Origin of the sequence: Streptomyces sp. NPDC058671 (genome assembly GCF_042716475.1) — a bacterium.
Classification (GTDB): Bacteria; Actinomycetota; Actinomycetes; order Streptomycetales; family Streptomycetaceae; genus Streptomyces.
On the sequence record NZ_JBHXSA010000011.1, the window covers coordinates 208,996 to 231,383 of the forward strand.

The 22,388-nt window shown below is 69.7% G+C and carries 20 protein-coding genes and 4 pseudogenes; 13 read left to right on the forward strand and 11 right to left on the reverse strand.

Annotated features, from left to right (window positions below):
• Positions 1-170: 170 nt before the first annotated feature.
• The gene (locus ACFWV2_RS16710; RefSeq protein WP_384405753.1) at positions 171-623 is read left to right on the forward strand and encodes a hypothetical protein; all 453 of its coding nucleotides are present in this window, start codon (positions 171-173) and stop codon (positions 621-623) included.
• 617 nt (positions 624-1,240) lie between these two features.
• On the opposite strand, the gene ACFWV2_RS16715 is transcribed toward ACFWV2_RS16710, so the two are convergent.
• From ACFWV2_RS16715 to ACFWV2_RS16725, 3 genes are all read right to left on the reverse strand, one after another.
• Complete coding sequence (locus tag ACFWV2_RS16715) at positions 1,241-1,981, reverse strand: class I SAM-dependent DNA methyltransferase (RefSeq protein WP_384405754.1); 741 nt, start codon at positions 1,979-1,981, stop codon at positions 1,241-1,243.
• Positions 1,982-2,357: 376 nt separating this feature from the next.
• A complete protein-coding gene (locus ACFWV2_RS16720; RefSeq protein WP_384405755.1) occupies positions 2,358-2,984 on the reverse strand; it encodes a class I SAM-dependent methyltransferase in 627 nt (208 codons plus the stop codon).
• Between the two features lie 173 nt (positions 2,985-3,157).
• Positions 3,158-3,754 (reverse strand): DUF2867 domain-containing protein, encoded by a 597-nt coding sequence (locus ACFWV2_RS16725; protein WP_384405756.1) that lies wholly within the window; start codon positions 3,752-3,754, stop codon positions 3,158-3,160.
• Positions 3,755-3,848: 94 nt separating this feature from the next.
• On the opposite strand from ACFWV2_RS16725, the gene ACFWV2_RS16730 reads away from it, so the two are divergent.
• Positions 3,849-4,415 carry a TetR/AcrR family transcriptional regulator gene (locus tag ACFWV2_RS16730; RefSeq protein ID WP_384405757.1) on the forward strand — a complete coding sequence of 189 codons (567 nt, stop codon included), beginning with the start codon at positions 3,849-3,851 and terminating at the stop codon, positions 4,413-4,415.
• Between the two features lie 237 nt (positions 4,416-4,652).
• On the opposite strand, the pseudogene ACFWV2_RS16735 reads toward ACFWV2_RS16730, so the two are convergent.
• Positions 4,653-4,817 (reverse strand): annotated as a pseudogene (locus tag ACFWV2_RS16735) (IS701 family transposase); the annotation flags it as partial.
• A gap of 164 nt (positions 4,818-4,981) precedes the next feature.
• Between ACFWV2_RS16735 and ACFWV2_RS16740 the strand changes: the two are divergent.
• From ACFWV2_RS16740 to ACFWV2_RS16750, 3 genes are all read left to right on the forward strand, one after another.
• Complete coding sequence (locus tag ACFWV2_RS16740; protein ID WP_384405758.1) at positions 4,982-5,386, forward strand: type II toxin-antitoxin system PemK/MazF family toxin; 405 nt, start codon at positions 4,982-4,984, stop codon at positions 5,384-5,386.
• Between the two features lie 1,106 nt (positions 5,387-6,492).
• The gene (locus tag ACFWV2_RS16745; RefSeq protein WP_384405759.1) at positions 6,493-8,085 is read left to right on the forward strand and encodes a serine/threonine-protein kinase; all 1,593 of its coding nucleotides are present in this window, start codon (positions 6,493-6,495) and stop codon (positions 8,083-8,085) included.
• A gap of 462 nt (positions 8,086-8,547) precedes the next feature.
• Positions 8,548-9,300, forward strand: coding sequence for a hypothetical protein (locus tag ACFWV2_RS16750; RefSeq protein ID WP_384405760.1), 753 nt, complete (start codon positions 8,548-8,550; stop codon positions 9,298-9,300).
• Positions 9,301-10,524: 1,224 nt separating this feature from the next.
• Here the strand turns inward: ACFWV2_RS16750 and ACFWV2_RS16755 are convergent.
• Positions 10,525-11,106, reverse strand: a complete 582-nt coding sequence (locus tag ACFWV2_RS16755; RefSeq protein ID WP_384405761.1) for a hypothetical protein — start codon at positions 11,104-11,106, stop codon at positions 10,525-10,527.
• A 206-nt stretch (positions 11,107-11,312) separates the two neighbouring features.
• Between ACFWV2_RS16755 and ACFWV2_RS16760 the strand changes: the two genes are divergently transcribed.
• Positions 11,313-11,759, forward strand: coding sequence for a hypothetical protein (locus ACFWV2_RS16760; protein ID WP_384405762.1), 447 nt, complete (start codon positions 11,313-11,315; stop codon positions 11,757-11,759).
• Between the two features lie 414 nt (positions 11,760-12,173).
• Here ACFWV2_RS16760 and ACFWV2_RS16765 read toward each other — a convergent pair whose 3' ends face one another.
• Both ACFWV2_RS16765 and ACFWV2_RS16770 read right to left on the reverse strand, forming a co-directional pair.
• Entirely contained in the window at positions 12,174-12,581 is a 408-nt protein-coding gene (locus ACFWV2_RS16765; RefSeq protein WP_384405763.1) for a hypothetical protein, read from the reverse strand.
• 106 nt (positions 12,582-12,687) lie between these two features.
• The gene (locus ACFWV2_RS16770; protein ID WP_384405764.1) at positions 12,688-13,617 is read right to left on the reverse strand and encodes a glutaminase; all 930 of its coding nucleotides are present in this window, start codon (positions 13,615-13,617) and stop codon (positions 12,688-12,690) included.
• A gap of 459 nt (positions 13,618-14,076) precedes the next feature.
• On the opposite strand from ACFWV2_RS16770, the gene ACFWV2_RS16775 reads away from it, so the two are divergent.
• From ACFWV2_RS16775 to ACFWV2_RS16790, 4 genes and pseudogenes are all read left to right on the forward strand, one after another.
• Positions 14,077-15,078, forward strand: a complete 1,002-nt coding sequence (locus ACFWV2_RS16775; RefSeq protein ID WP_384405765.1) for a putative Ig domain-containing protein — start codon at positions 14,077-14,079, stop codon at positions 15,076-15,078.
• A gap of 529 nt (positions 15,079-15,607) precedes the next feature.
• Positions 15,608-16,033, forward strand: a pseudogene (locus ACFWV2_RS16780) (transposase); the annotation flags it as partial.
• 685 nt (positions 16,034-16,718) lie between these two features.
• Entirely contained in the window at positions 16,719-17,111 is a 393-nt protein-coding gene (locus tag ACFWV2_RS16785; RefSeq protein ID WP_384405766.1) for a hypothetical protein, read from the forward strand.
• Between the two features lie 894 nt (positions 17,112-18,005).
• Positions 18,006-18,188, forward strand: a complete 183-nt coding sequence (locus ACFWV2_RS16790; protein ID WP_384405767.1) for a hypothetical protein — start codon at positions 18,006-18,008, stop codon at positions 18,186-18,188.
• A 36-nt stretch (positions 18,189-18,224) separates the two neighbouring features.
• Here ACFWV2_RS16790 and ACFWV2_RS16795 read toward each other — a convergent pair.
• Positions 18,225-18,597, reverse strand: a pseudogene (locus ACFWV2_RS16795) (DUF6228 family protein).
• A gap of 258 nt (positions 18,598-18,855) precedes the next feature.
• Between ACFWV2_RS16795 and ACFWV2_RS16800 the strand changes: the two are divergent.
• Positions 18,856-19,755 (forward strand): GNAT family N-acetyltransferase, encoded by a 900-nt coding sequence (locus tag ACFWV2_RS16800; protein WP_384405768.1) that lies wholly within the window; start codon positions 18,856-18,858, stop codon positions 19,753-19,755.
• Between the two features lie 310 nt (positions 19,756-20,065).
• Here ACFWV2_RS16800 and ACFWV2_RS16805 read toward each other — a convergent pair whose 3' ends face one another.
• Both ACFWV2_RS16805 and ACFWV2_RS16810 read right to left on the reverse strand, forming a co-directional pair.
• Positions 20,066-20,227 carry a hypothetical protein gene (locus tag ACFWV2_RS16805; RefSeq protein ID WP_384405769.1) on the reverse strand — a complete coding sequence of 54 codons (162 nt, stop codon included), beginning with the start codon at positions 20,225-20,227 and terminating at the stop codon, positions 20,066-20,068.
• Between the two features lie 14 nt (positions 20,228-20,241).
• A complete protein-coding gene (locus ACFWV2_RS16810; RefSeq protein ID WP_384405770.1) occupies positions 20,242-20,955 on the reverse strand; it encodes a hyaluronoglucosaminidase in 714 nt (237 codons plus the stop codon).
• Between the two features lie 491 nt (positions 20,956-21,446).
• Between ACFWV2_RS16810 and ACFWV2_RS16815 the strand changes: the two genes are divergently transcribed.
• Together ACFWV2_RS16815 and ACFWV2_RS16820 are read left to right on the forward strand one after the other, a co-directional pair.
• Complete coding sequence (locus ACFWV2_RS16815) at positions 21,447-21,737, forward strand: hypothetical protein (protein WP_384405771.1); 291 nt, start codon at positions 21,447-21,449, stop codon at positions 21,735-21,737.
• A 402-nt stretch (positions 21,738-22,139) separates the two neighbouring features.
• Positions 22,140-22,301, forward strand: coding sequence for a hypothetical protein (locus tag ACFWV2_RS16820; protein WP_384405772.1), 162 nt, complete (start codon positions 22,140-22,142; stop codon positions 22,299-22,301).
• On the opposite strand, the pseudogene ACFWV2_RS16825 reads toward ACFWV2_RS16820, so the two are convergent.
• Positions 22,288-22,388 (reverse strand): annotated as a pseudogene (locus ACFWV2_RS16825) (pyridoxamine 5'-phosphate oxidase family protein); the annotation flags it as partial. The gene ACFWV2_RS16820 and the pseudogene ACFWV2_RS16825 overlap by 14 nt on opposite strands.

Here is a 22,388-nt window from a genome sequence, read left to right on the forward strand (position 1 = left end):
CCTGTTGTGGTGGATCTTTAACCAGTGGGGGGTGTGTTGGTTTTTTTTTTTGGGCGCCTCTTTGTCCCATTTTTTTTTTTTTTTTTTTTTTTTGGTGTTGGGGGGCTCGAGGATCCCACCGGCCCCGCCCGCCCGTTTCTCCTCCCACACGTACGAAGGAACTGAGGTCCATGTCCCACGTCCCCTCCTTCCCTCTCCTCTTCACGGACGACGAGGGGGAGACCCAGACCCTGTCCGACCCCGCTGAGCTCGACACGACACTCGAGTTCGTCGACGACTTCGACCCCGAATACCGCTGCGTCGACGCCGACGGGCAGCGGGTGCGCGTGCTGGTGTGGAACCTGGAGCTGCTCGCCCTCCGGACCGTTCCGGACGACTTCGACGCCACCGGGACGACGATCAGTGAGACGCGCCTCCCCGGCGGCACCACGGAGTACACCGAGAGTTTCCGCGGCGAGCCACTGCGCGCGGTGCGCCGGGACGCCTCCGGCGTGCTCACGGCCGTTCCGTCCGACTGGCGCGACGAGACGCAGCCGGATGCCGCCCCCGAGGGCCGGCCGGCCGGCCTCACGCCCGAGGAGTTCAACGTTCTGTGGATGAAGGCGCGCGGCGTCAAGCGCTGACCGCCGACGCTCTTCCGAAACGCGAAGGGAATGTCCGCCGTGTACCAGGCCCGCCGTCCGCGACGACCGCCTCCAGTGCTCCCACAGCCTCGTGGGCGTGGCCGCCGCTGCCCAGGTTCGAGGAGACCGGGCCGGACTCGCTGCCGTCGGCGAGCAGTACCCCTACCGTGCCCTCGTGCGACGCGAACTCGTCACGCTGCCAGCTCATCCAGGGGCTCCGTACGTATCGCGTCCGGCGGTCGCCGCCCGTCTACCGGCCACGATGTACAACCGGCCCGACATCTCCCAGCCCACCCAGGCATATTCACCGGCAGACGGGAGCACGTTAAGTGCCGCGCGCTCCCCACGGCGGGGCCCGTGGGGCGTATGGCGGTCCGGCGCGGCGGTGACAGCCGTCGCGCTCCGGTGACAGCTACCGCGCTCTGGCATGGCGGAGGCCTACGCGGCTGTACGCCGTGGCGGCGAGCGCGGGCTGTAGCCCGGCCGGTCGTACGCGCGGCGAGGACGGTCTCGGGGACGGCGGCGAGGCCGTCGCCCCGTAACCGGCTCTGGCAGCGGGGCCGGGCCGCAACACGGCAGTGATCCTCCTCGTGCGGCCATCGCCGTGCTGACCGACCTCAGGCCGGCTTGCGCCACACGGAGACGTGTTTCTCGGAGTTCTGGGTGAAGGGAGACGCGTCCCAGTCCGCAACGCGACGTTCCAGCTCGAGGCCGGCGATCCGTGCCATCAGGTCGAGCTCCGCCGGCCAGGCGTAGCGGTGCCGGGAGTTTGCGCGGCGGTAGCGGCCGTCGTCGCCGTCGCGGGTGAAGTGGTGCGAGACGAGGATCTGCTCGACCAGGTCGAAGGTGTCGAAGCCGAGATGCCGCTGGGAGACGTCGAACGGCACCGCGACCTGGCCGGGCGGCAGGAGCCGCAGCGGCGGCACACCCAGTTCGATGACGAATCGGCCGCCGGGCTCCAGATGCCGTGCGGCGTTGCGGAAGCATTCGACCTGCTCGTCCTGCGTGAGCAGGTTCGTGATGGTGTTGTAGACGAGATAGACCAGGGTGAAGCTGCCCGGAACGACCGTGGTGGCCATGTCTCCGATGACCACGGGGAGGGTGTCCTCGTCGACCTTGCGCCGCAGCACCGCCGCCATGTGCTCGGACAGTTCGATGCCCACGACCGGAACGCCGCGTTCCCGGAGCGGGACGCCCACGCGTCCGGTTCCGATGGCGAACTCCAGTGCCCGGCCGTCTCCGGCGAGCTCGGCGAGGAAGGCGAGGGACGGTCCGAGAACGGCAGCCGAGGACGCTTCGGCCTCCTCGGCGTCGTAGCGGTCGGCGGTCGCGCGGGTCCACAGTTCACTGCTCGTCACGGGTGGCCACCTTGCCGGGTGCCGAGAGGCGCTGTCGACGCATTTAAGGTCACCGCGGCGCAGCACGCACCGCCCACGACACGTCGCCGACTTGCCAGAGCTTCGGCCGAACCACCCCGCACCCGGGATCATCAGTGAACCTTTTTCCACCTGAAGTACCTGCCGGTCGGAGGACCCCGCAGCAGCTCCCCGGAGGCGCCGGTCACCTGGTGAGGACCTGCCAGGAGCCCGTGCCGGACTCGGGTAGCCGATCAACGACAGCGCGCTGACCAGGGCGGATGCCAAGTTGGAAAGGCTCACGCTGGAACTCGGGGCGGGGCCGTCATGAGATCACTCGGGCGCCTGCCCGGCCGGACCGTCGCACGAAGGTGCGGCCTCATGCGGCCGGGCGGCAGTGCACGCTGACGGCGTAGCCGCAGCCTTGGAAGTAGGGATCGCCGTTCCAGGTGGCGTAGCGCTGCCGCAGGGTCAGTCCGGCCTGGGTGCACCAGTGGTCGAACTCTGTCAGGGTGACCGTCGGTTCGGGCAGCGGCAGGTGTGCTGCGTCCAGTCCCATACCCGTGACCAGCACACCGCCGGGGCGCAGTGCGGCGGCCAACTGCCGGACAACCATGGGTTCGGTGCCGGGGGCCAGCAGGGGGATGACGTTTCCGGCGGCGAGCGCCAGGTCGAATCCCTGGTCCAGGCCGAGGGTGTCCAGGCGGGCCAGGTCACCGAAGAGCCATTCCTGCGCGGGGGCGTCTCGGCGGGCCACGGCGAGCATCGAGGGATCGACGTCCACGCCGGTGCAGTGGTGGCCCAGCTCCGCGAGCCGGATCGCGATCCGACCGGTGCCGCAGCCGGCGTCGAGCACCCGGGCGGCGGGCTTCAGCAGTGCGGTGCAGAAGGTGGCCTCGCCGTGGATGTCGTGGCCTGATTCGGCGAGCCGTGCGAAGCGCCGAGCGTAGTCGTCTCCGGATTGTCCGCCGGTCAGTTCTGCCCAACGGTCGCGTTGCCCAGTCATGGTCCCCGTACCTTCCGGTCAGCCTCGCCTCGCAAGCAGGAGCGAAGACCGTGGCATCACACCACGTGCGGCCGTAGGTGCGCACCTCGCGAGGTACCAGGTCGTCACCCTCGACTCGTGCTTTCGCCCGAGCCCGCGCCGTCCGATGATGAAGGCTGCGGGGAAGGAATGCGTCAGCGCGCCGTGTTCTCCCGCCACTCCCGGCCGATCGCTCGCATCAAGGCCGGGTACACCCCCAGGTACCGGAAGGGCTTGATGCCGAGCATGTACAGCGAACCGAGGCGGCCGTTGGGTTTCACCAGGACGGCCATCTGGCCGCGGTAACCGCCGTTCCCGTCGGAGACCCAGCCGATGTGCATCACCCCGTGCATGGTCCTGTTGGCGCACTCGGCGGCCCACTCGTCGTGTGTCTGGAAGACCGATGTGAAGGGCGCCCCGCTGAGATCCGGCCCTTGCGGCCCCTCACGCAGGTCGTCGGGCAGCCGGTCGCGCAGCGTCGCCACACGGCCGCCGACGCCCGAGTCCGGCTTGTCCCATCCGAGCAGCGCGCCGAGTTTCCAGCGGACCGAGAAGAGGAATCGGCCCACGGGGTTGCCACCGTCCGGGCCGTCCTTGCCGTCCGCCATCTGCTGTACCAGGAGGTGCAGGTCGTCCGGGCCGCCCGGCGTCGGCAGTGCCCACAGATCCTCGAGGCGGAAGTCGCCGGCGATCTCGTGGATCCGCCAGGGGCGGGACGTGTGGTCGGTTGCGGGAAGGCGTAGATCGCTCATGGACAGACCTCTGTCTATACGGTGGCGTATAGATCGAGCATAGGCCCATCCATACGGCTCCGTATACTGGGGTGGGACATGCGAGGAGACACCGATGGGCACGATCCGCACACCGCGGGAGAAGTGGATCGAGGAAGGGCTGCGCGCGCTTGCCGCCGGCGGCCCCGAAGCCGTCCGGGTCGAGGCCCTCGCCCAGGCGCTCGGTGTCAGCAAGGGCGGTTTCTACGGCTACTTCCGCAACCGTGCCGCCCTTCTGGAGGAAATGCTCGAGACCTGGGAACGCGGGGTCACCGAGGATGTCATCGAGCGGATCGAACGCGACGGAGGCGACGCCCGCGAGCGACTCGGGCGCCTCTTCGACTTCGTGGAGTCGGGCGAAGCGCCCGTCACCGACGCCGGGATCGAACTCGCGATCCGCGACTGGGCCCGGCGTGACGAAGCCGTCGCACGCCGGCTCCGACGGGCCGACAACCGGCGCATGGACTATCTGCGCGAGCTCTACGCAACCTTCTGCCCCGACGAGGGCGATGCCGAGGCCCGCTGCCTGATCACCTTCTCACTGCGCGTCGGCAACCACCTCATCGCAGCCGACAACGGCCCCCGCAGCCGCACGGAAGTCCTCGCCGCGGTCAGGAACCGACTGTTGGCAGAGGGGTCCTAGCGGCCCTGGTGCCGGCTCTGCAGGGACGTGGCCGCGGCGTCGGCCACGTCCGCCCGGGCCTTGGAGGGTGCGGCAGGCGATGCCGAGAACGAGGGCCACGGAGACCGTCACGTTCACTGACGAACCGAGCAAGAAACCGGCCTGACCGCGCTCCCATCACACCCCCGGTGCTTGGACGCGTCAGTAGCTGACGACTGCGCCGGCTCCATGATGCGCGGTGCCTTTCTTCACGTCGCCGGCCCGCCCGAGCAGGTGCTGCATGCCGTCCGGGGTCCTGTGCCCGGCCCACTCGGCGATGGTCCAGCGGTTCTCGCGCGGCGGCTCCGACCACAGGCCGAGTATCAACTTCCGGGCTCGACGCCGGGATTCGACCCGCGTGAACCGTCCCGCTGTCCGGCTCAACAGGCCCTCGAACGCCTCCCGCCGGTGGGGCAGGGTTTACGCTGTGACCTGCGGCCACCGCGTGATCTTCAGTCTTCACGCCGATGATCAACGGTCGCCGCACCCGTCTCCACAGCGCGTCAGGCTCGCGCAGCGTCTGTCTGCGTCCTGTATCTGGAGGACTTGTGCAACGTGGCGAAGTCTGGTGGGTCCAGTTCGACGAGCGGAGATTGGTCGTACTGCTGTCGGGAGACGACGCGTCCGGGATCCGGGTGATGCAGGTCGTCGCTCCGGCGGGCGTCGACATGGGCGGTCTGGGCATCGAAGTGATGGTGGGCGCCGGTGAAGGAGTGCCGTTCGAAGGCGTGCTGCGGCTCGCGTTCCCGCGTCCAGGCTTCACCCCTTGCACGTGGCTGACCACTGTGTCACGGGACGACCTGATAAAGCGGGCGGCCGTCCTGTCCTCGGCGAAGCTCAGCGAGATTGACGATGCCCTCCGACTCGCTGAACAGGCGCAGGAGCAGACCCCGGCGACGACCGCGAAGCTCAGCGAGATAAGGGACGCCCTCCGTCTCGGTGAACTCGGGTAGAGATGGAGCCGACGGCGTGGGCGGTCTCGGCCAATGGTCGACACTGTCCGACTCGCGCCCCGGCGCCCCTCACCATCGAGATCACGATCTACGGCTGGAGTACAAGTACTCCAGCAGGGTTTTGCTGTCTGACCTGCGGATTTCGCTGGGCGGCTGGAGCGTAGCGGGACTTCGAACGTGCGGGGTCGGTCTCACGGAGAGCGCCCCTCGACCGTGCGACAACGCCGCAGGTAGTGACAGCGCCGGGGCAACCTTCGAGGGTGATCACCGAGTATGCCGCCGCGCAGTGGGCCCTCGAACGGGACGATCCCTCCCTGACCATCGGACATCGCTTCGGCCGAGCCGGGCTCCGCCGCCGCATGCGTGACTACGTACGCGGGCTGCTCGCCCCGGTAGCACGAACGAACAGCCGGCAGCTGGCCGAACAGACCGGCCGCCGCACGCCCGACGGCCTGATGCGGCACCTCGCGCCGGATCGAAGGGGGAGTCCGACGGCATCCGCGACCACCTGCAGAGTGAGTACGGGGTGATCCCGCTGAGTAGCGTCACTCCCGACCACGTCGTCGCCCACCTGGAGAGATCCGCGGCCGCACCCCTCGGCATTCCCTCGTGCACCGGACGCGCATCCCGCGCCGACGCGCCTGAACTCCGGCCGACGCCTGAAGCGCACCTCCGCCGGCGGACCTGGCGGCCGATGCGCGCCGGATCATGGCAGCGATGACGGTCTGCCTCAGGTACCAGCTCGCCACCGCCACCTCCGTGGCCCGGGTCGATACGAGAACCGTGCCCGCCCTGCAGCCGGCCCAGGAACAGGGGGTGCAGGTAGTCACCCCAGACGCGGGCGGCCGGTCGACCGTTACGGAGCAGATCATCGTCCGTGACGATGATCTGCTCCTGGTGGTCTCCGGCCCACCGTCCGCTGTCAGGCGTTGCCGGGAAGGCGTGGGTCAAAACCATGGCCGCTGAGGGGGTTCGGCGAGTTCTCCGTCGCCGACACGTGGGCGGGGCCCGATCGGGTCATGTGACGCACGCCACAGTCCGAGCGGGGGGTGGGCGGGGTCGGCCATACTCGCACGCGGTGTCTCAACAGGGGGAGCGTGCCACACATGGGGCTGGGAACGGAGGGCGTGGGCCTGCCGGGACGCATCGGCGGGTACACCCTGGAGCGGGAGTTGGGCGCGGGCGGCATGGGGACGGTGTACCTGGCGCGGTCCCGCGGCGGGCGCACCGTGGCCGTCAAGGTGGCCCGGTCCGAGCTGGCAGCCGATCCGCACTTCCGCGCGCGCTTCCGGGCCGAGGTCGAGGCCGCCCGCAGGGTCGGCGGCTTCCACACGGCGCCGGTCGTCGACGCCGACCCGGACGCGGAGACACCCTGGCTCGCCACCGCCTACATCCCGGGGCCGACACTGTCGGGGCTGCTCCGCGAGCGCGGGCCGATGGGCGAGCAGCAACTGCGCCTGCTGGGGGCCGCCTTGGCCGAGGCCTTGCAGGCCATCCACGCCTGCGGGCTGATCCACCGCGACCTCAAGCCCGGCAACATCATCATGGCCGACGACGGCCCCCGCGTCCTCGACTTCGGCATCGCCCGTGCCCTGGAGTCCACCCGCCTCACCTCTACCGGCATGGCCTTCGGCACCCCCGGATTCCTCGCCCCCGAGCAGGCTCAGGGGGGTGAAGTCGGCGTCGCCGCCGACGTGTTCGCGCTGGGAGCGGTGCTGGTCGCGGCGGCCGGGGGCAGCGCCTTCGGGGAGGGCACGCCGATGGCCCTGATGTACCGGTCGGTCCACGAGGAGGCGGACCTGTCCGCCCTGCCGACCGGGTTGCGGCCGGTGGTCGCCGCCTGTTTGGCCAAGGAGCCGGGACGACGTCCCACGCCGGAGGGGCTGCTGGACCTGTTCGTACCGGAGGCGGGGACCCCGGTGGCGGGGGATCCGGAGCCGGGGCCGGGACCTGAGCCGTACACGCCGACCTTGGGCGCGGAGGCCGCGGAGGCCGCGGGGGCCGCGGGGGCCGCCGACGCCGTACCGGCAGCCGCGGGTGGCGTCGAGGGCGCCCTGACCGTGACCGCCCCCGTCGGACGCCCGACACCGACAACGACACCGGCGCCGGCGCCGGTGGAGCGGACACGCGTGGGGCTGCTCGCCGGCGTGGCCGGCGCCCTGCTCCTGATCGGCGGGGCGGCCTACGCGACGTACGTGTCCAGGGAGCCGGAGACACCGTTCCCCGAGGCCACGCACCGGCTCACCATCGCGTCGCCGCTGGCGGGGGACTCGTACAGGCAGAAGGACGAGACTCCCCTTTTGGACCAGCTCAAGGACGACGCGACCCAGAAGGACGCGACGTACATCAGCGTCCATTACAGCTCGACCGGCAAGGTTAACACTTACGGGGACGTGCACGTCAGCGGCCGCTACGGGCGGCTCAAGGACCCAGCCGGCCACCGGGACCGCATGATCAGCTCCCTCTTCGAGACGGGTGACGAGGGACCGCCCGTGATCGACCCGCGCAAGGCGGTCCGCGTCCCCGGCTCGGACGTCGAGTTCACCTGCGAGGCGACCACCAACGAGACCTGGTGCGCCTGGGCCGACGACAACACCGTCGCCGTCGTCACATTCGACCGGAACATCGCGCCCGAACTTCCCCTCGCGGCCGCCGAGACCCGCAAAATCCGTGACGACATCCGCCAGCCGATCAGCTAGCGCGGTGCCCGCGGACCTGTGCCGGGCCGCTCCTCGTGCGTTCCGCTGACGCCACGCGCCCACCCTCCTCTGGTGACATGACGTGGGTCACAGGCCCATGTCGCGAATCGCATCGGAGGGCAACTGCCTCGGATGGTCGTCCGCCCTGCGGGACAGCACCAGTTGGCCTCAGGTCCGTACCGCCCAGCGCGTCTGCGTCAACATCCTCGGCGAGCACCAGCAGGAGCTCGGCAGCCGGCCGGCCGCCATCGGGACCCCGGAGTCTCCGGGCGACGCCGCTCCTGACAGAGGCCTCACGGGCCCGGGGCCAAGCGCGGCAGGGCGGTACGCGCGTGGCCCGGGCCGATTCCGGCGGGCCTGCCGGCGTCCCGGACGGCCCGACGGGGCTCGGAGCTGTCGATGCGTGATCGTGACGGCAGATCGATACGAACATGCGTGCGATGGTCATCTATGATTCCGGGCATGATCACGTTGTCCGTCGACCCCACCTCGCAGAGCTTCGCGGAGGGCCAGGCGCTGGGAGCGCTTCTCGTCACCGCCGCGGCCATGGCCGTCATCTGGTTCGCCACCCGGACGTGGCGACGTGGTCCAGTGCCGATCGGCGCGGTCGAACCCGAGCAAGCCTTCTCGACTGCCCTGCGCCGACGCAACATCGTCGTCGGCGTACTGCTCGCCGTTGCCGCCGCGGGTCTGGTACGAGCATGCAGCTACGAGGGACAGCCGCCCACCGCCGACGCGGCCCCCGTCGCCCAGGAGCGCGTCATCGACGCCGCCCCGCGCGTCGGCGCGTACCGGCTGCTCACCGACGCGGAGGCAGCCCCCTACGAGCAGCAGACTTCCGGAAAGGCCTTCCAGGGTAAGCATTGGTTCTACGACGGTCCCGGCCAGGGGCCGATGGGTGCCATCCTCCAGATCAACGCCGTCGAATGGGACGCGGAACTGGCCGAGGAGAAGCGCTCGGACACCATGACGCAGGAGCTGCGCAACTTCTTCGCCGGTGCGAAGGCGAGTGAGGTCACCGCCTTCGAGGCGGGCCCCTGGGGCGGCCAGTTGAGCTGCGGCTTCATCGCGCCGAACGCCGGGGGCCGCCCGATCGTGTGCGCATGGACCGACGGCGGTACCTCCGGGAGCGTGGTGCTGGTGGACGAGACGAGTCTTCCCGGGGCCGCCGATGTCGCCCTGCAGTTCCGCACGACCTCCGAGAAGCGAACCTGACGCGCCTCACGGTCCTGGGGCTCCGGAGCCCGGCTTCGCACGCCGAAGCCCCGAGCGGACCGGCATGATCGGCCGGCCCGGCAGCCGTACCCGTACGAGCCGCGCTTCAGTTGCGTGATCCGCTTGCGGAGTTGCTGCAGGACGCAGCGGCTGGCGATGACGAGGGGGTGATCAGCCCTTATGCGGTCGATATCGCACGAGGAGTGCTGGGCGATCGACCTGTTCTGAACCTCGAAGCGCGCGCCTGGGGTCAGGAGCGGTAGTTGGCCGCAGGGTATGTGCGCGTCGACCGGACGGACGACGCGAAAAGCTGGACGTCGGATGTGTTCCGCCCCTGCCGGCGTCCTTCGGGCGATGGAGGTGGTCGGCCGGGGCGGGCCCGTCACGGGATGGTCCTCCGCCCCGGTGCCTGGCCGAGGTCACAGTTCCCGCGCCCGGGGGCTGTCCGGTGGTAACCGGGCATTGACGCGGGCACGCCCGCCGGGTCCCGGGCGGGCAGCGGTCATACGGTCCGGGGCTGGCCGGGCCTCTCGCCCGGCCGACCCAGGGCATCGTTCATCACTCCGCGAAGATCGCGCCCCCCACGTGGCCGCAGGCCGAGGGTTCAGGGCGGCGAGCTCCTCGGCCCGTTCGACGATGTCGCAGAGGTAGACACCACGTACACTGACCCGACCATGAGGCCCGACCCGCTGGAGCGCCTCGGTTCCGTCCTGATCCAGCGCCTGGGCGGTCCCTGGGTCCCCGCCACCCGGCCCGGCGACCGGGCGATCACCCTCCACCACACCGTCACCAGCCGCAGGATCGGCGCCGTACGTACCAGGCCCCTACGGTCGCCAGAATCGACGTCGAGCTGCGCAAAACGCTCCCGAATGTCCGTGCCACGCGAGCAGCCTCGAAGAACCCGGAGGCGCCACCGCCCCCCAACGGGAGGGGCCGTGCCAGCCGGCGTATGGGTACTTGGAGTGCCCATACAGCGTCGAGGGGCGGCGAAGAGAGAGACGGCTGACGTGATTTCCGGCGGGGGCCAAGGAACGCAATGCGCCTCTGTATCGGGGACCGCTGGGGGCGGGGGCACCCGAGAGGCGGATCGACGACCAGTCGGCCCGGCCTCCGCGGCTGACCGTAGCGGCCTGCGGGCGGCGTATCCGTTGGCCGCCGCCCGCACGGGCTGCAGAGCCGTACGGCTGGTGACCCGCTTGTTGACGACTGGTGTCTCGTAAGAGGTCATGCGGGAGGGGTAGCGCGGGATCGCGGGCGTTCGGTGGAGAGGACCGCCCACACCCGGCGGCCGTCCTCAGAGGTGTCCGTGCCGCAGCTGGCGGTGCCGGGTACGGCGGCAAGGTCGGACAGGATCGTCTCGTCGGGTTCGGAGCCGGTGTGGCTGAGGACGGCGATGAGGAGCATGTCGTCCTGGTCGGCGAGGTGAACGCTGATGCGCCGGCCGCCGTCGGCGGTGGCCGCGCCGACGAGCATGCGCACGGTCTTCTCCAGGGCATCGTCGTCGGGGTGGGCGTAACCCCATCCGCGAACGGCCTCGGTGACCTTGCCGACCGCCTGCCCGGCGACCCAGGAGTAGCCGGTGAGGGCCCAGTTCGCGGCACGCCGGGCCCGGATCGACATGCGGGGCCGGCGAGTCTCGAGGCGGGCCTGCCCGGGGCCGGGGAGCGGCAGCGTCGTGCTGACGGGCTTGGTCGACGGCTGCGGCCGGGGGGCCTCGACCGGCTTCTTCTGCGGGGGCGGGGTGCGGGGCGGGTAGGACGGCGGCACCTTGGGACCCTTGTCGTTCATGGGCATCGGGTCGGTCACGACAGCCTCCTTGCGTTCCCGACCATCCTGACAGCGGACGCCGCCGTCTTGCGTCTGATTCGTCAGACCGTCTTGGTCATCTCGTCGTCGGGGGAGGGTTGGACGCTTCACCGACAGGTTTTGTCGATGGGTTGGATAGACAGTTGGTGGTTGAGGAGCTGTGAGATGTTCATCGGTTGTCACTGCCTGCTGACAGGATCACCGGCATGACACCGTTGCTTCTCACCGACATCGAACTGGCCGTTCGCAGCAGTTGGAGTGCCGAGACGTGCACGCCTGAGTTCCGGTCGCGCTGGTCCAAGGACAACCCGGCCCGGGACCAGTGCGGGGTGACCGCCATGGTGCTCAATGACCTGCTGGGAGGTGAGTTGATCCGGGGGGAGGTCCACGTCGACGGAGAGCGTGTGGACTACCACTGGTGGAACCGCCTGGGCATGGGCATGGAGATCGACCTCACCCGTGAGCAGTTCGGGCCGGAGGAGATCGTCACCGGGGGCATGGTGATTCCCCGCCCGCCCGTGACCGAATGGCGCAGGCTCCGGCAGGAGTATGAGCTGCTCCGCGACCGTGTCCTGGAGAAGCTGAATCGGCAGCGGGAGACGGCCTCTGGGACGGGGCCTTCGTCAGTCGGTGTGAGCGCCCTGGACCGGTAGGGAAGGACCACCGCCCAACCCCGCCCGCTCGGGGGTGGGGCAATATCGTGCTTCCCCCCTGGGCCCGGGCCCCGGGCTGGGGGCGGGCGTTCGATTCCGAGCTCCCCCAGGGGCGCACAGGTCGCACATCTCCAGTTCGGGGAGCCCCTCGAACGCGGTCCGTACCTCTTCCTTGGAGGGCGGGCTTGTTCTTGGCGGCGATCGAGCAGGTCTCGCCATGCAGCACCGGATGACCCTCGACGGCGCGGGAGGGCAGCACCTTCCAGGACATATCCGGGCGGGCGACCTCCCGGCGCCGGCGCTCCTGCTGGGCCGATCGTCCGCTCCCTCTGTTCGAGCTGCCACCGCAGCCATTCCCGCAGCGTCCGCTTCTCCAGCCGGTCGGCTATCGGCATCTCCATCGCGCACACCCGCTCACGCCGCCTCGGCCACGCCCGTGACAGCGGCCGTGACGTCCTCGTGACTCTTCAGGGCCATCCTGGCCTTGACCAGCTCCGGGCCCCGCTCCAGCTCGCTCCAGTACGGATGCGTCGACACCGCGACCGACAGTTCTCGTACGAGATCCCACAGCCGCTGCTCCTCGGCGGCCTGCTCCGGGGTGTAGCCAGGGGATGGCTCCCGCCCGCCGGTCACCTTCCCGGTGTGCGGGTGGACGGTGCCTGGCCAGCCGGGCAGCGGCTCCACCGACACCGACACCGACCAGGGCAGGGCACGGCACAGCGCCCGGTACTCGGCGCGGGCCTGATGCAGCCGGGCCTGGAGGCTCTTCAGGTCCTCGGGGAATCCGTACGGGTCCTTCATCGCAGTGCCGTTCTCGCGCACACTGGAAACGTACCTCTGTTCGATTTGCGGACGCCAGTCGCACACGCCGACCAGACCGCGACCATGTGCCGAGCCACGAGAGAACGGGTGCCGGGTGGCAGCTCGGTCAGAAGATCGAGAGGCCGGTGAGCGTGGTGAAGCGGTCGAGGGCCGCTACGCCTGCCACCGAGTTGCCTCGCTGGTCCAACCCGGGACTCCACACGCACAGTGTGCACACGCCGGGCACGACCGCGATGATCCCGCCGCCCACGCCGCTTTTTCCCGGCAGGCCCACCCGGTAGGCGAATTCCCCCGCCGCGTCGTACGTTCCGCAGGTGAGCATGACCGCGTTGATCTGCTTGGCCTGGCTGCGCGTCAGCAGTGCCGAGCCATCGGCCCGGACACCCTGCCGGGCCAGGAAACCTGCGGCGAGTGCCAGGTCCGCGCAGGAGGCCGCGATCGAGCACTGCTGAAAGTAGGCGGCCAGCAGGTCGGGCACGGGATTGGCGATGTTGCCGTAGGAGGCCATGAAATGGGCGAGGGCAGCGTTGCGGTCGCCGCGGGCGGCTTCCGAGGCGGCGATCGCCGGTTCGAAGTCGATGGCCGGATTGCCGCTCTCGGTACGCAGCAGCTCTCTTATCAGGCCGGCCGCGTCCCCGGTCAGTGTCTGCAGCCGATCGGTGACCACCAGGGCGCCGGCGTTGATGAAGGGGTTGCGAGGGATGCCATTCTCGTACTCCAGCTGCACCAGTGAGTTGAAGGGGTTGCCCGAGGGCTCGCGGCCCACACCGTGCCAGATCCGTTCACCGTCCAGGGAGAGCGCCAGGGTCAGGGCGAAGACCTTGGTGATGGACTGCGTCGAGAAGGGCTGCCGCCAGTCGCCGACGCCGTAGACCGTTCCGTCCGGTTCGGCGAGAGCCATGCCGAAGCGCCGGGGGTCGGCACCGGCGAGCAGCGGGATGTAGTCGGCGGGACGGCCGCGTTCGTCGAGCGCGGCGGTCTCCTTCTCGATGCGGTCCAGTATGGCGCCGAAGCGTCCGGTTCCGGCTGTGGTCATGGTGTCCGTCCGAACGCAGTGGGGTTGTCAGGCATGGGGTACTCCTCAAGAACGAGTATGAGGAGAGCGGAGGGTGAAGCGGGCACGGGACGCTTGCCTGTGTGGCCGCGGTGGCGCTGGGCGCCTGCGCGTGGGCGTCTCGTGCACTGTCGCCTTCTCGTTCGTGTCGTCGTGGAGCTAGGGGCGGAGACTGCCCCGGCGCCACCGACGGACCAACCCCGCTCATGGCCGGTCTGCGGGCCCTCGCTGCCCACGTGCGCGAGCTCGTCGACTGCGCCGACCCCGACCCGCTCCCCGCAGACGCGAACGGCGCCGTGCGCACCGCCCAGTTGCATTCGCCGACCGCCCCCCACAAGCTCTGCCGGCCCCTCGCCCCCGACGCCGTCGGCGCCCTCACCTACGACGACGCACCCTTCCCCGGGCCCCGACCCCAGCGTCTCAGCCAAGAACGTTCCCGGTGTGCTGTCCTGGGGCGCCGACGAACGCGCCAACCGGGTCGAGGTCACCGTCGCCCCGTCCCGCTCCCCGCCCCGCACCACCGCACTGCGGGCCCGGCTCGCCCGGCTGGGCGACCTGGTGACCGTCGTGGAGTCCGACGATCTGCCCCGTCAGCAGGGCGGAAACGTCGTAGGCGGCGAGAAGTGGGTCCCCGGCAGCGAGAGCCCTTGCTCCATCGGGTTCGCCGTCACACGCCACACCGGCGGTGGCAAGGCCTTCCTGACCGCCGGCCATTGCACGAACGACGCCAACCAGGCCGCGTACGGCAAGGACGGTACCCGCGTGGGGACCTCCAACAAGGGCGGGGCCGGCAGCGTCAACGCTGCTGAGGGGGACTTCGGCATCGTCGAGGTCGACCAGGCGGGCTGGAACCTCTCGCCGACCGTCTCCAACTGGGGTCAGGGCGACACATCGGTCACCGGATCGGCCGAGGCCGTCGTAGGCACCGCGATCTGCCGCTCCGGCCAGACCACCGGCTTCCGGTGCGGCGAGGTCACCAAGGTCAACCAGAGCGTCGACCACGGCAATGTCGTCATCAACGGACTGTCCTACTCCAGTGCCTCCTCCGCGGGCGGTGACTCCGGCGGCGCGTACGTCACCGCGATTGGAGGAAAGGCCGTGGGGCTGCACTCCGGCGGCGGCAGCGCGGCCTGTTCCAGGGGCTCCACCAGCTTCTCCTGGACCATCACCACTCCGGGGACCGGCGCACCCACCCTCACCGATCCCGGAAACCAGACCGCTTCCGTGGGTCGCTCCCTCAGCCTGGCTCTCCCAGCCGCCGGAGGGACCGCACCGTACACGTTCAGCGCCGTCAACCTGCCCGCCGGCCTGTCCGTCAACGCTTGCACGGGAGTCGTCTCCGGGACCCCGACCGCGTGGGAATTCCGCAACGCGACCCTGACGGTCACCGACACCGCCGGCAGGAAGTCCTCGATGCCGGTCACCTTCACCGTCTGGGCCTAGCGAACGGCCCGAGCGCACTGTCTATGCCGGGAGAGATGCGGCAAGACAGCGACGGCCGTGTCCGCGTAGCCCGCCCAGCTCGCGGACACGGCCCTCACGCGGTGGGGCGACGGAACCGGAGAGCATGCGGCCGCCGCGCCTGTGGAGGTGGTGCGATGCCGGTCCTTCGAGGTTGCGGGAGGCCGATCACGACGGGCCGACGTGGAAGACGTATGACCGCCAGGAGGACTGGTCGACCACCTCTTGCGCAGTGGCATACCACTTGATGATGCGCAAGCGCAGGGAGTCTCACGCGATGGCCTCTATGCGGTCGATTGATGATCATTTAGTTCGGATCATGCCGACGACGTAACGCCTCCCTGTCTTGATCGTTTCGAGTGTCAGCGGGCACGGACGGCGCATGCCCGTCACTGAGGGAGAGAATGCACACATGCGGGCGTGATGCGGCTCCGGCCGACCAGGGGTGGCAGGTGACCACCTTCCCCTTGCGGCGTCGGCACGGCTCCGCTCCGTGGGAAACCGTCTATAGATCGCGGGCCGCAAGCGCTATATCGGTGTCGACACCCTCGGCCTCCTCATCGCGGTCTGGGTCACCGCGGCCAGCGTCTCCGACAACGCCGGCGGTATCCATCTGCTCTCCCACATCGCCAAGGCCCACCCCAGGATCGGCAAGGCGTCGGCCGACAGCGGTTATCGAACCAAGGTCATCGACACGGCGCCGCCCTCGGCATCGACGTCGAGGTCACCCGCCCCGATCCGGGACAGAAGAGCTTCAAGGTCATCCCGCGGCGCCGGGTCGTGGAGCGGATGTTCGGCTGGCTCCTGAATCACCGCCGCCTCGCCCGCGACTACGAAACCCACCCTCACCGCTCCGAAGCGATGATCCGTCTCGCGTGGATCGACTTGATGAGCCGCAGGCTCAAGAGAGTCGACTCCGAACTGGAAGACCTCATAGCCGCCGGGCCACACTGCCTTGCGCGTCCTCGCCCCTCAGGGCCTGCCGCCCGCGGTCATCCCGACACCCGCCGCTTCCCGGCAAGCGCCACAGGCGTTCCCTCGCCGGGGCAGCCATCCGTCATCCGACGGCGACATGCCGACTTGCTGGACTCCGCACAGCGTCCTGTCGAAGATGCCGAAGGCGTGGGAAACGTCAGGGGGAAGACCGTCCGCGACCGCCCTTTCCCAGCGCATCTCCACGGCCACATACGGTGGCCGCGAGACCTCGAACGACTGGCCGCCCCCATATGTGGAAACGTGGCACCAGGAACAGAACCAGATCTCCTCGTCCACCACAGTCGGCAGCGCCGGCCACCGCCACATCGCCCGTCCATACACATCGCACTCCACAGGCGGACCCTCACACGCCTCCAGGCGTGACCCCAATCCGCTGACATGGGGCGACTTACCCAACACCCCGGCCAGGACAAAACGCTCTTTCAGACCGGGACCGCTGTGTCTGAGCGCTACCACCACGGGTTGCGCCACGTCCAGGACCAGCCCACCACCCAGCCCCCCGCCCGGTGTGCCGGCGCCTCCACCTGGACAGTGGTCGTAGGCGGCCCGGCTCCCGCCTCGGATACCGTGTTCCTCTACGGGGTGCCATAACGGATGTGACGCCCCCCACCGGAGGTAGTCAGCGTATGAGTTCAAAGCGCAGCAAGAATCCAGCCCTGCCCGTACTTGACGACGCGTTCCGACTCGAGTCGGTCAAGGACGCCGAAGAGGCCACCCGTGAGTGGGCCGCGCGGCTGGCCACCACCGAACTGCGCCGCGCTTCCCACCCGGGCCGGGTCACCTGGGATCCCACCGATGAGGCCGAGCCCGTACCGGTCCCGCCGACTGTGGTCGACGGTGACGGGGACCTGTGGCTGCGGGACCGGGGCACGGGCACCTGGACCATGCCCGAGTTCGACCCGAAGGAGTTCCCGGCCCGCTGTGGCGAGGTTCTGACGTGGAACGAGCTTGCCCGCGAGTTCGGCCCGCTGACCGCACTGGCCGACGACCGCCGCATCGGCGGCGGCCGGCGTCGCTGACCGCGCAGCCTTCTGGGGTACCGCGCCCCTGAAGCGCCCGTTACGGGTAGCGGGGAGTTCCAGCTCACCACCGAGCTCGACGATGACGGCGAGCAGGTGAGCGTGGTGGTGGCGTGCGACGACCTCGAGCAGCGTGGTGCGGGCCCGGCGCCACCCGATGTCCTCGGTGCGGCCTGCGTCGGTGGATCAGCCCGGCAGCGGTCGGCCTTCACCCGCCACCTGGTCGAGGTAGCCGCCTGGTACCGCGGTGCTGACTGACCTCTGTCCGGCCCGCCCCGACCGCGATGCCTAGGTGCTCCTCGTCGGCCTTCGACGAGTTCGCCGGGCTCGCGGCGCGGGATCGTCTCCCGCCGTCGGCGCCGGGGCTGTGCAGGGGGCCCGGGGGTTCGTGCTGGCCGATGCCGAGCGGGATGCCGGGCGCGCGGGATGGCAGCCTGAGTGGAACCGAGGTGTACGAGTACTACGCCCCCGGTGATACCAGGTGTTCGGGCTGTACCCGATGGCACCATCGACTCACCCGTCCTTGTTGAGGCGGAGCGCACGGCCGGAGGCTCCCGGCGGGATCCGGAGCCTGTAGAGAGAGGCGTGGGCATCGCCCCCGCGGCTCCGCCTCCCGCGGTAGCGCCTCCTCCATCACCACCTTCGTGATCGGCGCCGCGCTGCTGCCTCCGCTGATGCCTTTCGGCTTGCCTTCACACCCTCGACACCTACCGCCACCGACGCCGTGGGCTGTGCCGGGCCGGGGGCTGAGGGCCGTACTGTCACACCGATACCGAAGGCTTTCAGAGGATGAGCGCTGCGCCCGATCGCGGCGGCGTGATACAGGGCCGTCATCGCAAGGTAGGCCTACGACATGGATCGACAGAGAGAGCCGGCTGGTCGTAGAGGAACTGAATGGACAGCACATCGGTCTGCTGCCCTGCAGAGTGGCGCAGCCTGCACCTCAAGATGGCCGAGGCGCAAGCGAAGCCCGTGCCGCACTTGCTGGCGTTCAATAGGGAGATCGCCAACGACCGGAAGGACTTCCAGCAAGCGCTGAATGCGTTCTTGACGAGAGTAGGTGCCGAGGTGCTCTGACCCTTTTGGAAGTTGTCTCACGTGGTGATGCTTCAGCTACTCGACCGTGCTTGTGAGAAACGTGTGGAGCTCGGCGGCGAGGTTCCGCATCTCCTCGCCGGCCGCGTGCACGGTGGTGGTCGGGAAGTGCCACTCCTCGGACGGGGGGCCGGTCATGGATGCCCCAGATCAGGTGGACGTAGCCGCCCGGGCGGTGGTCCGCCGAGATGGCCAGGTCGCGTTCCAGAGAGCGCCAGGTGCGCGCTCCGTCCCAGCCGCGGAAGTCCTCGCTGGCGCGTGTGTGGGCTTGTCGCGCGGGCTGATCTCCGCGCGCTCGACCCGTAGCGACCCGTCCCCCCCCCGAAGGAGCGGGGGCACGGGGTCGGTCGCTCGCGGGTCCGGGGCGGTGGCCGGCGCTTGCGTGCGACACCGCGGGTAATTGTCACTGACTGCGGGCCTTTGAGAGCGCTCTGCAGCGTCCCGTGAATCCCTCCTTCGGGGGGCGCGGAAATCCGTGGACGGACCCGCGGAAGACCACGTACTGTTTGGCTTCATGCCCTGAGATGGATGGAAGGAGGCGAGTGCCGTGCGGTTCACACCTTTCCTGCGCTCCCTCTTCCGCTATCCCGGCGTGGTTCGTCAGTTCTGACCGGGAGCGCTCCAAGCAGCCTGTATCCCGGAGGAATCCATGACCGATACGGTCATCCGCGCGCTTTCCGCGAGCGACGCTCATCTTTTCGACACACACCCCGACCCCCTCGGCGCCGGGGAAGGCCACCGGCGTACCCGGTTCCGCCCCGACTGGAAGCGCGTCGCCCTGCGCGACGGCGAGGTCGTCGCACGCGGCGCGTGGTGGGGCGGCCCCGACGACTCGGAGCCCGTCAACATCAACTGGTTCGACGTGGCCGAGGGCGAGGAGGAGGCCGGGGCCGAACTCCTGCGCTCCGCTCCCTGGCAGGTCGAACTCGAGATCAACCTGCCCGGCGGCTGGCGGGAAGAGACCCACCTGCGCGCCACCGCCGAGGCACGCTTCGCCGCCGCACGCGCCGCGGGGTACGAACTCCTGGTGGAACGCTTCCTGTACCGCTGGACCCCCGAGCGAGGTCTGCCCGAAAGGCCCGGACGCCTGCGCTTCAGCGCCGAACCCGACGACGCCGTGTTCTTCGAGGCGTTGCGCCGCATCCACTCCGTCACCCTGGACGCCCACGCGCTCAGGGCCATCGAGGAGGGCGGCCTCGACCGGGCCGCCCAGGAGGAACTCGACTTCTTCCACTGGTGCCCCTCCCCGCGGGAATGGTGGCAGATCGCACACACGCCGGAGGGCGACCTGGCCGGCATCCACATCCCGGCCCATAATCCCTCCGGCCCGACGATCGGCTTCATCGGAGTCGTCCCGGAACAGCGCGGTCGCGGCTACGCCTACGACTTCCTCGCGGAGTGCACCCACCTCCTCGTCGAGCAGGGCGCGGAGTTCGTCAGCGGAGCGACGGACCAGGCCAACTTCCCCATGGCCGCGCACTTCGCCAAGGCCGGCTTCCCCGTCATCCGTGAACGCATCAACTTCCACCCGGCGGGCCAAGCGGCCTAGCGAGGAGTAGCACGCGGCGAGCGGTCCGGTCCGAGGGCAGGTCCGGACCGCTCGCGGTGCCCGACGGTATGCCGGCCGACAGTGAACGTTGTGGAGTGGGCCACCGTCTCGTCGTCACTCCCCACCGACGATGATCAACGGCGGCCGCGCTCGTGCCCTTACAGGTCCCACCAGCAAGATCACGATCTGCAACTGGAGTACCAGGTGCCGCCATGGGCAGAAAGGGCAGGGCTACGCAGCTGAGGAGGGGCCTCCGCCAGAATGCGGAGGCCCCTCCTTCTGCCGCGGCCGGCTCTCCGACCCGTCCCGCTCAGGCGGCCGGGTCCGTGCCGGACTTCGTCTCCGCCGCTTCCAGCCGTGCCTTCAACTCGGCATTCTCCGCCTCCAGACGCGCGATGCGCTTGCGGGCGAAGTACAACTCCATGACGGCATCGTGGAACTCGGAGATCAGCTCTTCGGGGGTCAGTTGCACCCTGGTCCTTCCCCCTACGCCGGCGCGACTTCGGTCACGGTGCCGTTGCCGCCCTTCCAGAACAGCTTGCCGTCCTGGGAGAAGAGGGAGCCGCCGCCGGCTGCGGCGGGCGCGTTGGTCGGCGGGGCGGGGACGTTGGCTAGCCGCACCGCGCCCTCGGCGAAGATGGCGGAGGGGGCGTCGGCCGTCGCGACCACGTGGAGCTGGGACTGGGGCGTGGCGCCGCGGGCTATGCCCATGCCGGTCCGGCCGGTGCCCTTGACGACGAAGTCTTCAACCCCCGGGTTGTTCCGCAGGACGATCAGGGAACCCTTGGTCGGACCGTCGGTCGCGGTGACGAAGATGCCCTGCGCGGCGGTCCCGGCGGTCCTGAGGTCGATCGAGAGACCGGAGGCCCCGGGGTCCGAGCCGTCGGCATATCCCTTGTGCGAGATCTTCAGTGTGCCGCGCGAGGTCTCCACGCCGGTCAGGTACATGGCCGAGGTGGCCGGGTTGTCGGACGTGACGTTCAGCGCCGCGGTGTCCCCGGAAGGAGCCTTGTGATTGATGGTGACGGTGTGCGCCGTGGTCGACGCCCCGTAGAACTGGGCCGGCGAGGTGTACAGGGTGTACTCGTTATCGGCGCCCGCGCCCGCGCCCGCGCCCCCGCCCGCGGCTTCCGAGCCTGCGGCGACGGTGACCGCGCCCGCGGTGAAGGCACCGAGGAACACTCTTCGTCCCACTGCCATGGGTGAACTCACTCTCGTCGTAGTCGCTTTGTGCCGCCGAAGCGGCGTGAGGGCCATGTGATCATCATCAGGAGCCGAACACCAAGCAGTTCCGAAACCCGCCGCGCCCCGGTCGTCGCATGCCCTCCACAACGCGGGCGCCTGCGAGAGGACGGCTCGTGAGTCGCGTCCGGCGCGAGGTGACGTTGGGACAGGGCTGCCGCTTGCGGGCCTTGGTGACCCGGGAAGCATCAGACCGGTCCGTAGCGACTCGGTGGCGTAGTCCGAAGTACCTCGGGCTGTTTCGGCGTGCAGGGACTGCACCGGCACGGTGAACCGGACCCGCCTGCCGAGATGATGAGCCCGCCGCCCCAGACCCGCACCACGTCGATGCCGCGCCGGGCGCTGATGCCGGAACCGCGGAAGCGAAGCCACTGCCGGATCTGCGGAACGAGCACGGTGGCGATCGCGACAGTCACCAGGAGACCGGCATTATCAACTACCGTGCTGGCGTGTCGAACTTGTGCCGAGAGCTTGAGCGGTCCGGCTATGCCGGTCAGCGGCTGACGATGCTGTTCGGCGGGCCGCACCAGTCGCTGCCGAGCTTCCAGCACGCGGGGGTGCAGCCTGGCGACCGCGTCTACCCGTGCGTGTCCACCCCACCCGCCTCCATGCTCCTCGCCGACCCCCGCACCGCAGAGGGCGCCGCAGCCAACCCATCCCTCCCCGTCCCCCGCATGCACGAACTCATCGACCGCAGCCTCAACGGCGCCGTCACCCCGCCGACAATGCCCCGACGCTGAGAGACCACGGTCGCGTAGCGATCACAGGCACGGCAACCTCCGTCGACCACCGGTCGACGCCGACATACCAGACATGCGTTTCCAAATCTCAGTTCTGACACAAATCCCGGGCAGCCTGCACGTCCGGTGACATCGCAGCGCCGATGGGCGCGGTCGAGCGCTTCGGGAGCCTGTACGGCTGCGCTCGTTCTGCTGCCCGGGCGGGCGGCCGGCGGGCCGGGCGGGCGGAAGGGCAGCAACCGGTCCGTCTTCTCCTGGTACCGGGCAAACCACGGCGCCGCGCGGCGGTGATCTGTTGCCACGGCAGCCCAGACCTGAAGGCGCTGCTCGACCTAGGAAGGGGGTACCCCCTGCTCGAACGCGGCGAAGCGGAGTTGAGAGCTCGGGGAAGGAGACGAGAGCTTGGGGGCGGGGCAGCCTCAGTCGCTGCTGTACCGGCGGGCGCTGGGCGAGGCCGTCGCCACGGCGCTGGCGGTACGCGACGGCGCGCCGTCGACCGGCCCCGCACCCGCGTACGCGCAGGTGCAGGCCCTCGTCGACGGGCCCGACGTCACGTGCCGGTGAGCTTGTCGATGTCGGGGGCGTAGACGGTCATCCAGTGCGGGTTCAGCCGGTAGTAGACGACCTCGCGGTTCCAGTCGAAGGCGTCGT

What these genes read in the sequence shown, in the direction of transcription:
- ACFWV2_RS16750 (WP_384405760.1), top strand. Translation starts at nt 8,548, where the DNA reads ATGATCACGTTGTCCGTCGACCCCACCTCGCAGAGCTTCGCGGAGGGC.
- ACFWV2_RS16800 (WP_384405768.1), top strand. Translation starts at nt 18,856, where the DNA reads ATGACCGATACGGTCATCCGCGCGCTTTCCGCGAGCGACGCTCATCTT.
- ACFWV2_RS16725 (WP_384405756.1), bottom strand. Translation starts at nt 3,754, where the DNA reads ATGAGCGATCTACGCCTTCCCGCAACCGACCACACGTCCCGCCCCTGG.
- ACFWV2_RS16730 (WP_384405757.1), top strand. Translation starts at nt 3,849, where the DNA reads ATGGGCACGATCCGCACACCGCGGGAGAAGTGGATCGAGGAAGGGCTG.
- ACFWV2_RS16720 (WP_384405755.1), bottom strand. Translation starts at nt 2,984, where the DNA reads ATGACTGGGCAACGCGACCGTTGGGCAGAACTGACCGGCGGACAATCC.
- ACFWV2_RS16770 (WP_384405764.1), bottom strand. Translation starts at nt 13,617, where the DNA reads ATGACCACAGCCGGAACCGGACGCTTCGGCGCCATACTGGACCGCATC.
- ACFWV2_RS16710 (WP_384405753.1), top strand. Translation starts at nt 171, where the DNA reads ATGTCCCACGTCCCCTCCTTCCCTCTCCTCTTCACGGACGACGAGGGG.
- ACFWV2_RS16760 (WP_384405762.1), top strand. Translation starts at nt 11,313, where the DNA reads ATGACACCGTTGCTTCTCACCGACATCGAACTGGCCGTTCGCAGCAGT.
- ACFWV2_RS16790 (WP_384405767.1), top strand. Translation starts at nt 18,006, where the DNA reads ATGGACAGCACATCGGTCTGCTGCCCTGCAGAGTGGCGCAGCCTGCAC.
- ACFWV2_RS16745 (WP_384405759.1), top strand. Translation starts at nt 6,493, where the DNA reads ATGGGGCTGGGAACGGAGGGCGTGGGCCTGCCGGGACGCATCGGCGGG.
- ACFWV2_RS16810 (WP_384405770.1), bottom strand. Translation starts at nt 20,955, where the DNA reads ATGGCAGTGGGACGAAGAGTGTTCCTCGGTGCCTTCACCGCGGGCGCG.
- ACFWV2_RS16785 (WP_384405766.1), top strand. Translation starts at nt 16,719, where the DNA reads ATGAGTTCAAAGCGCAGCAAGAATCCAGCCCTGCCCGTACTTGACGAC.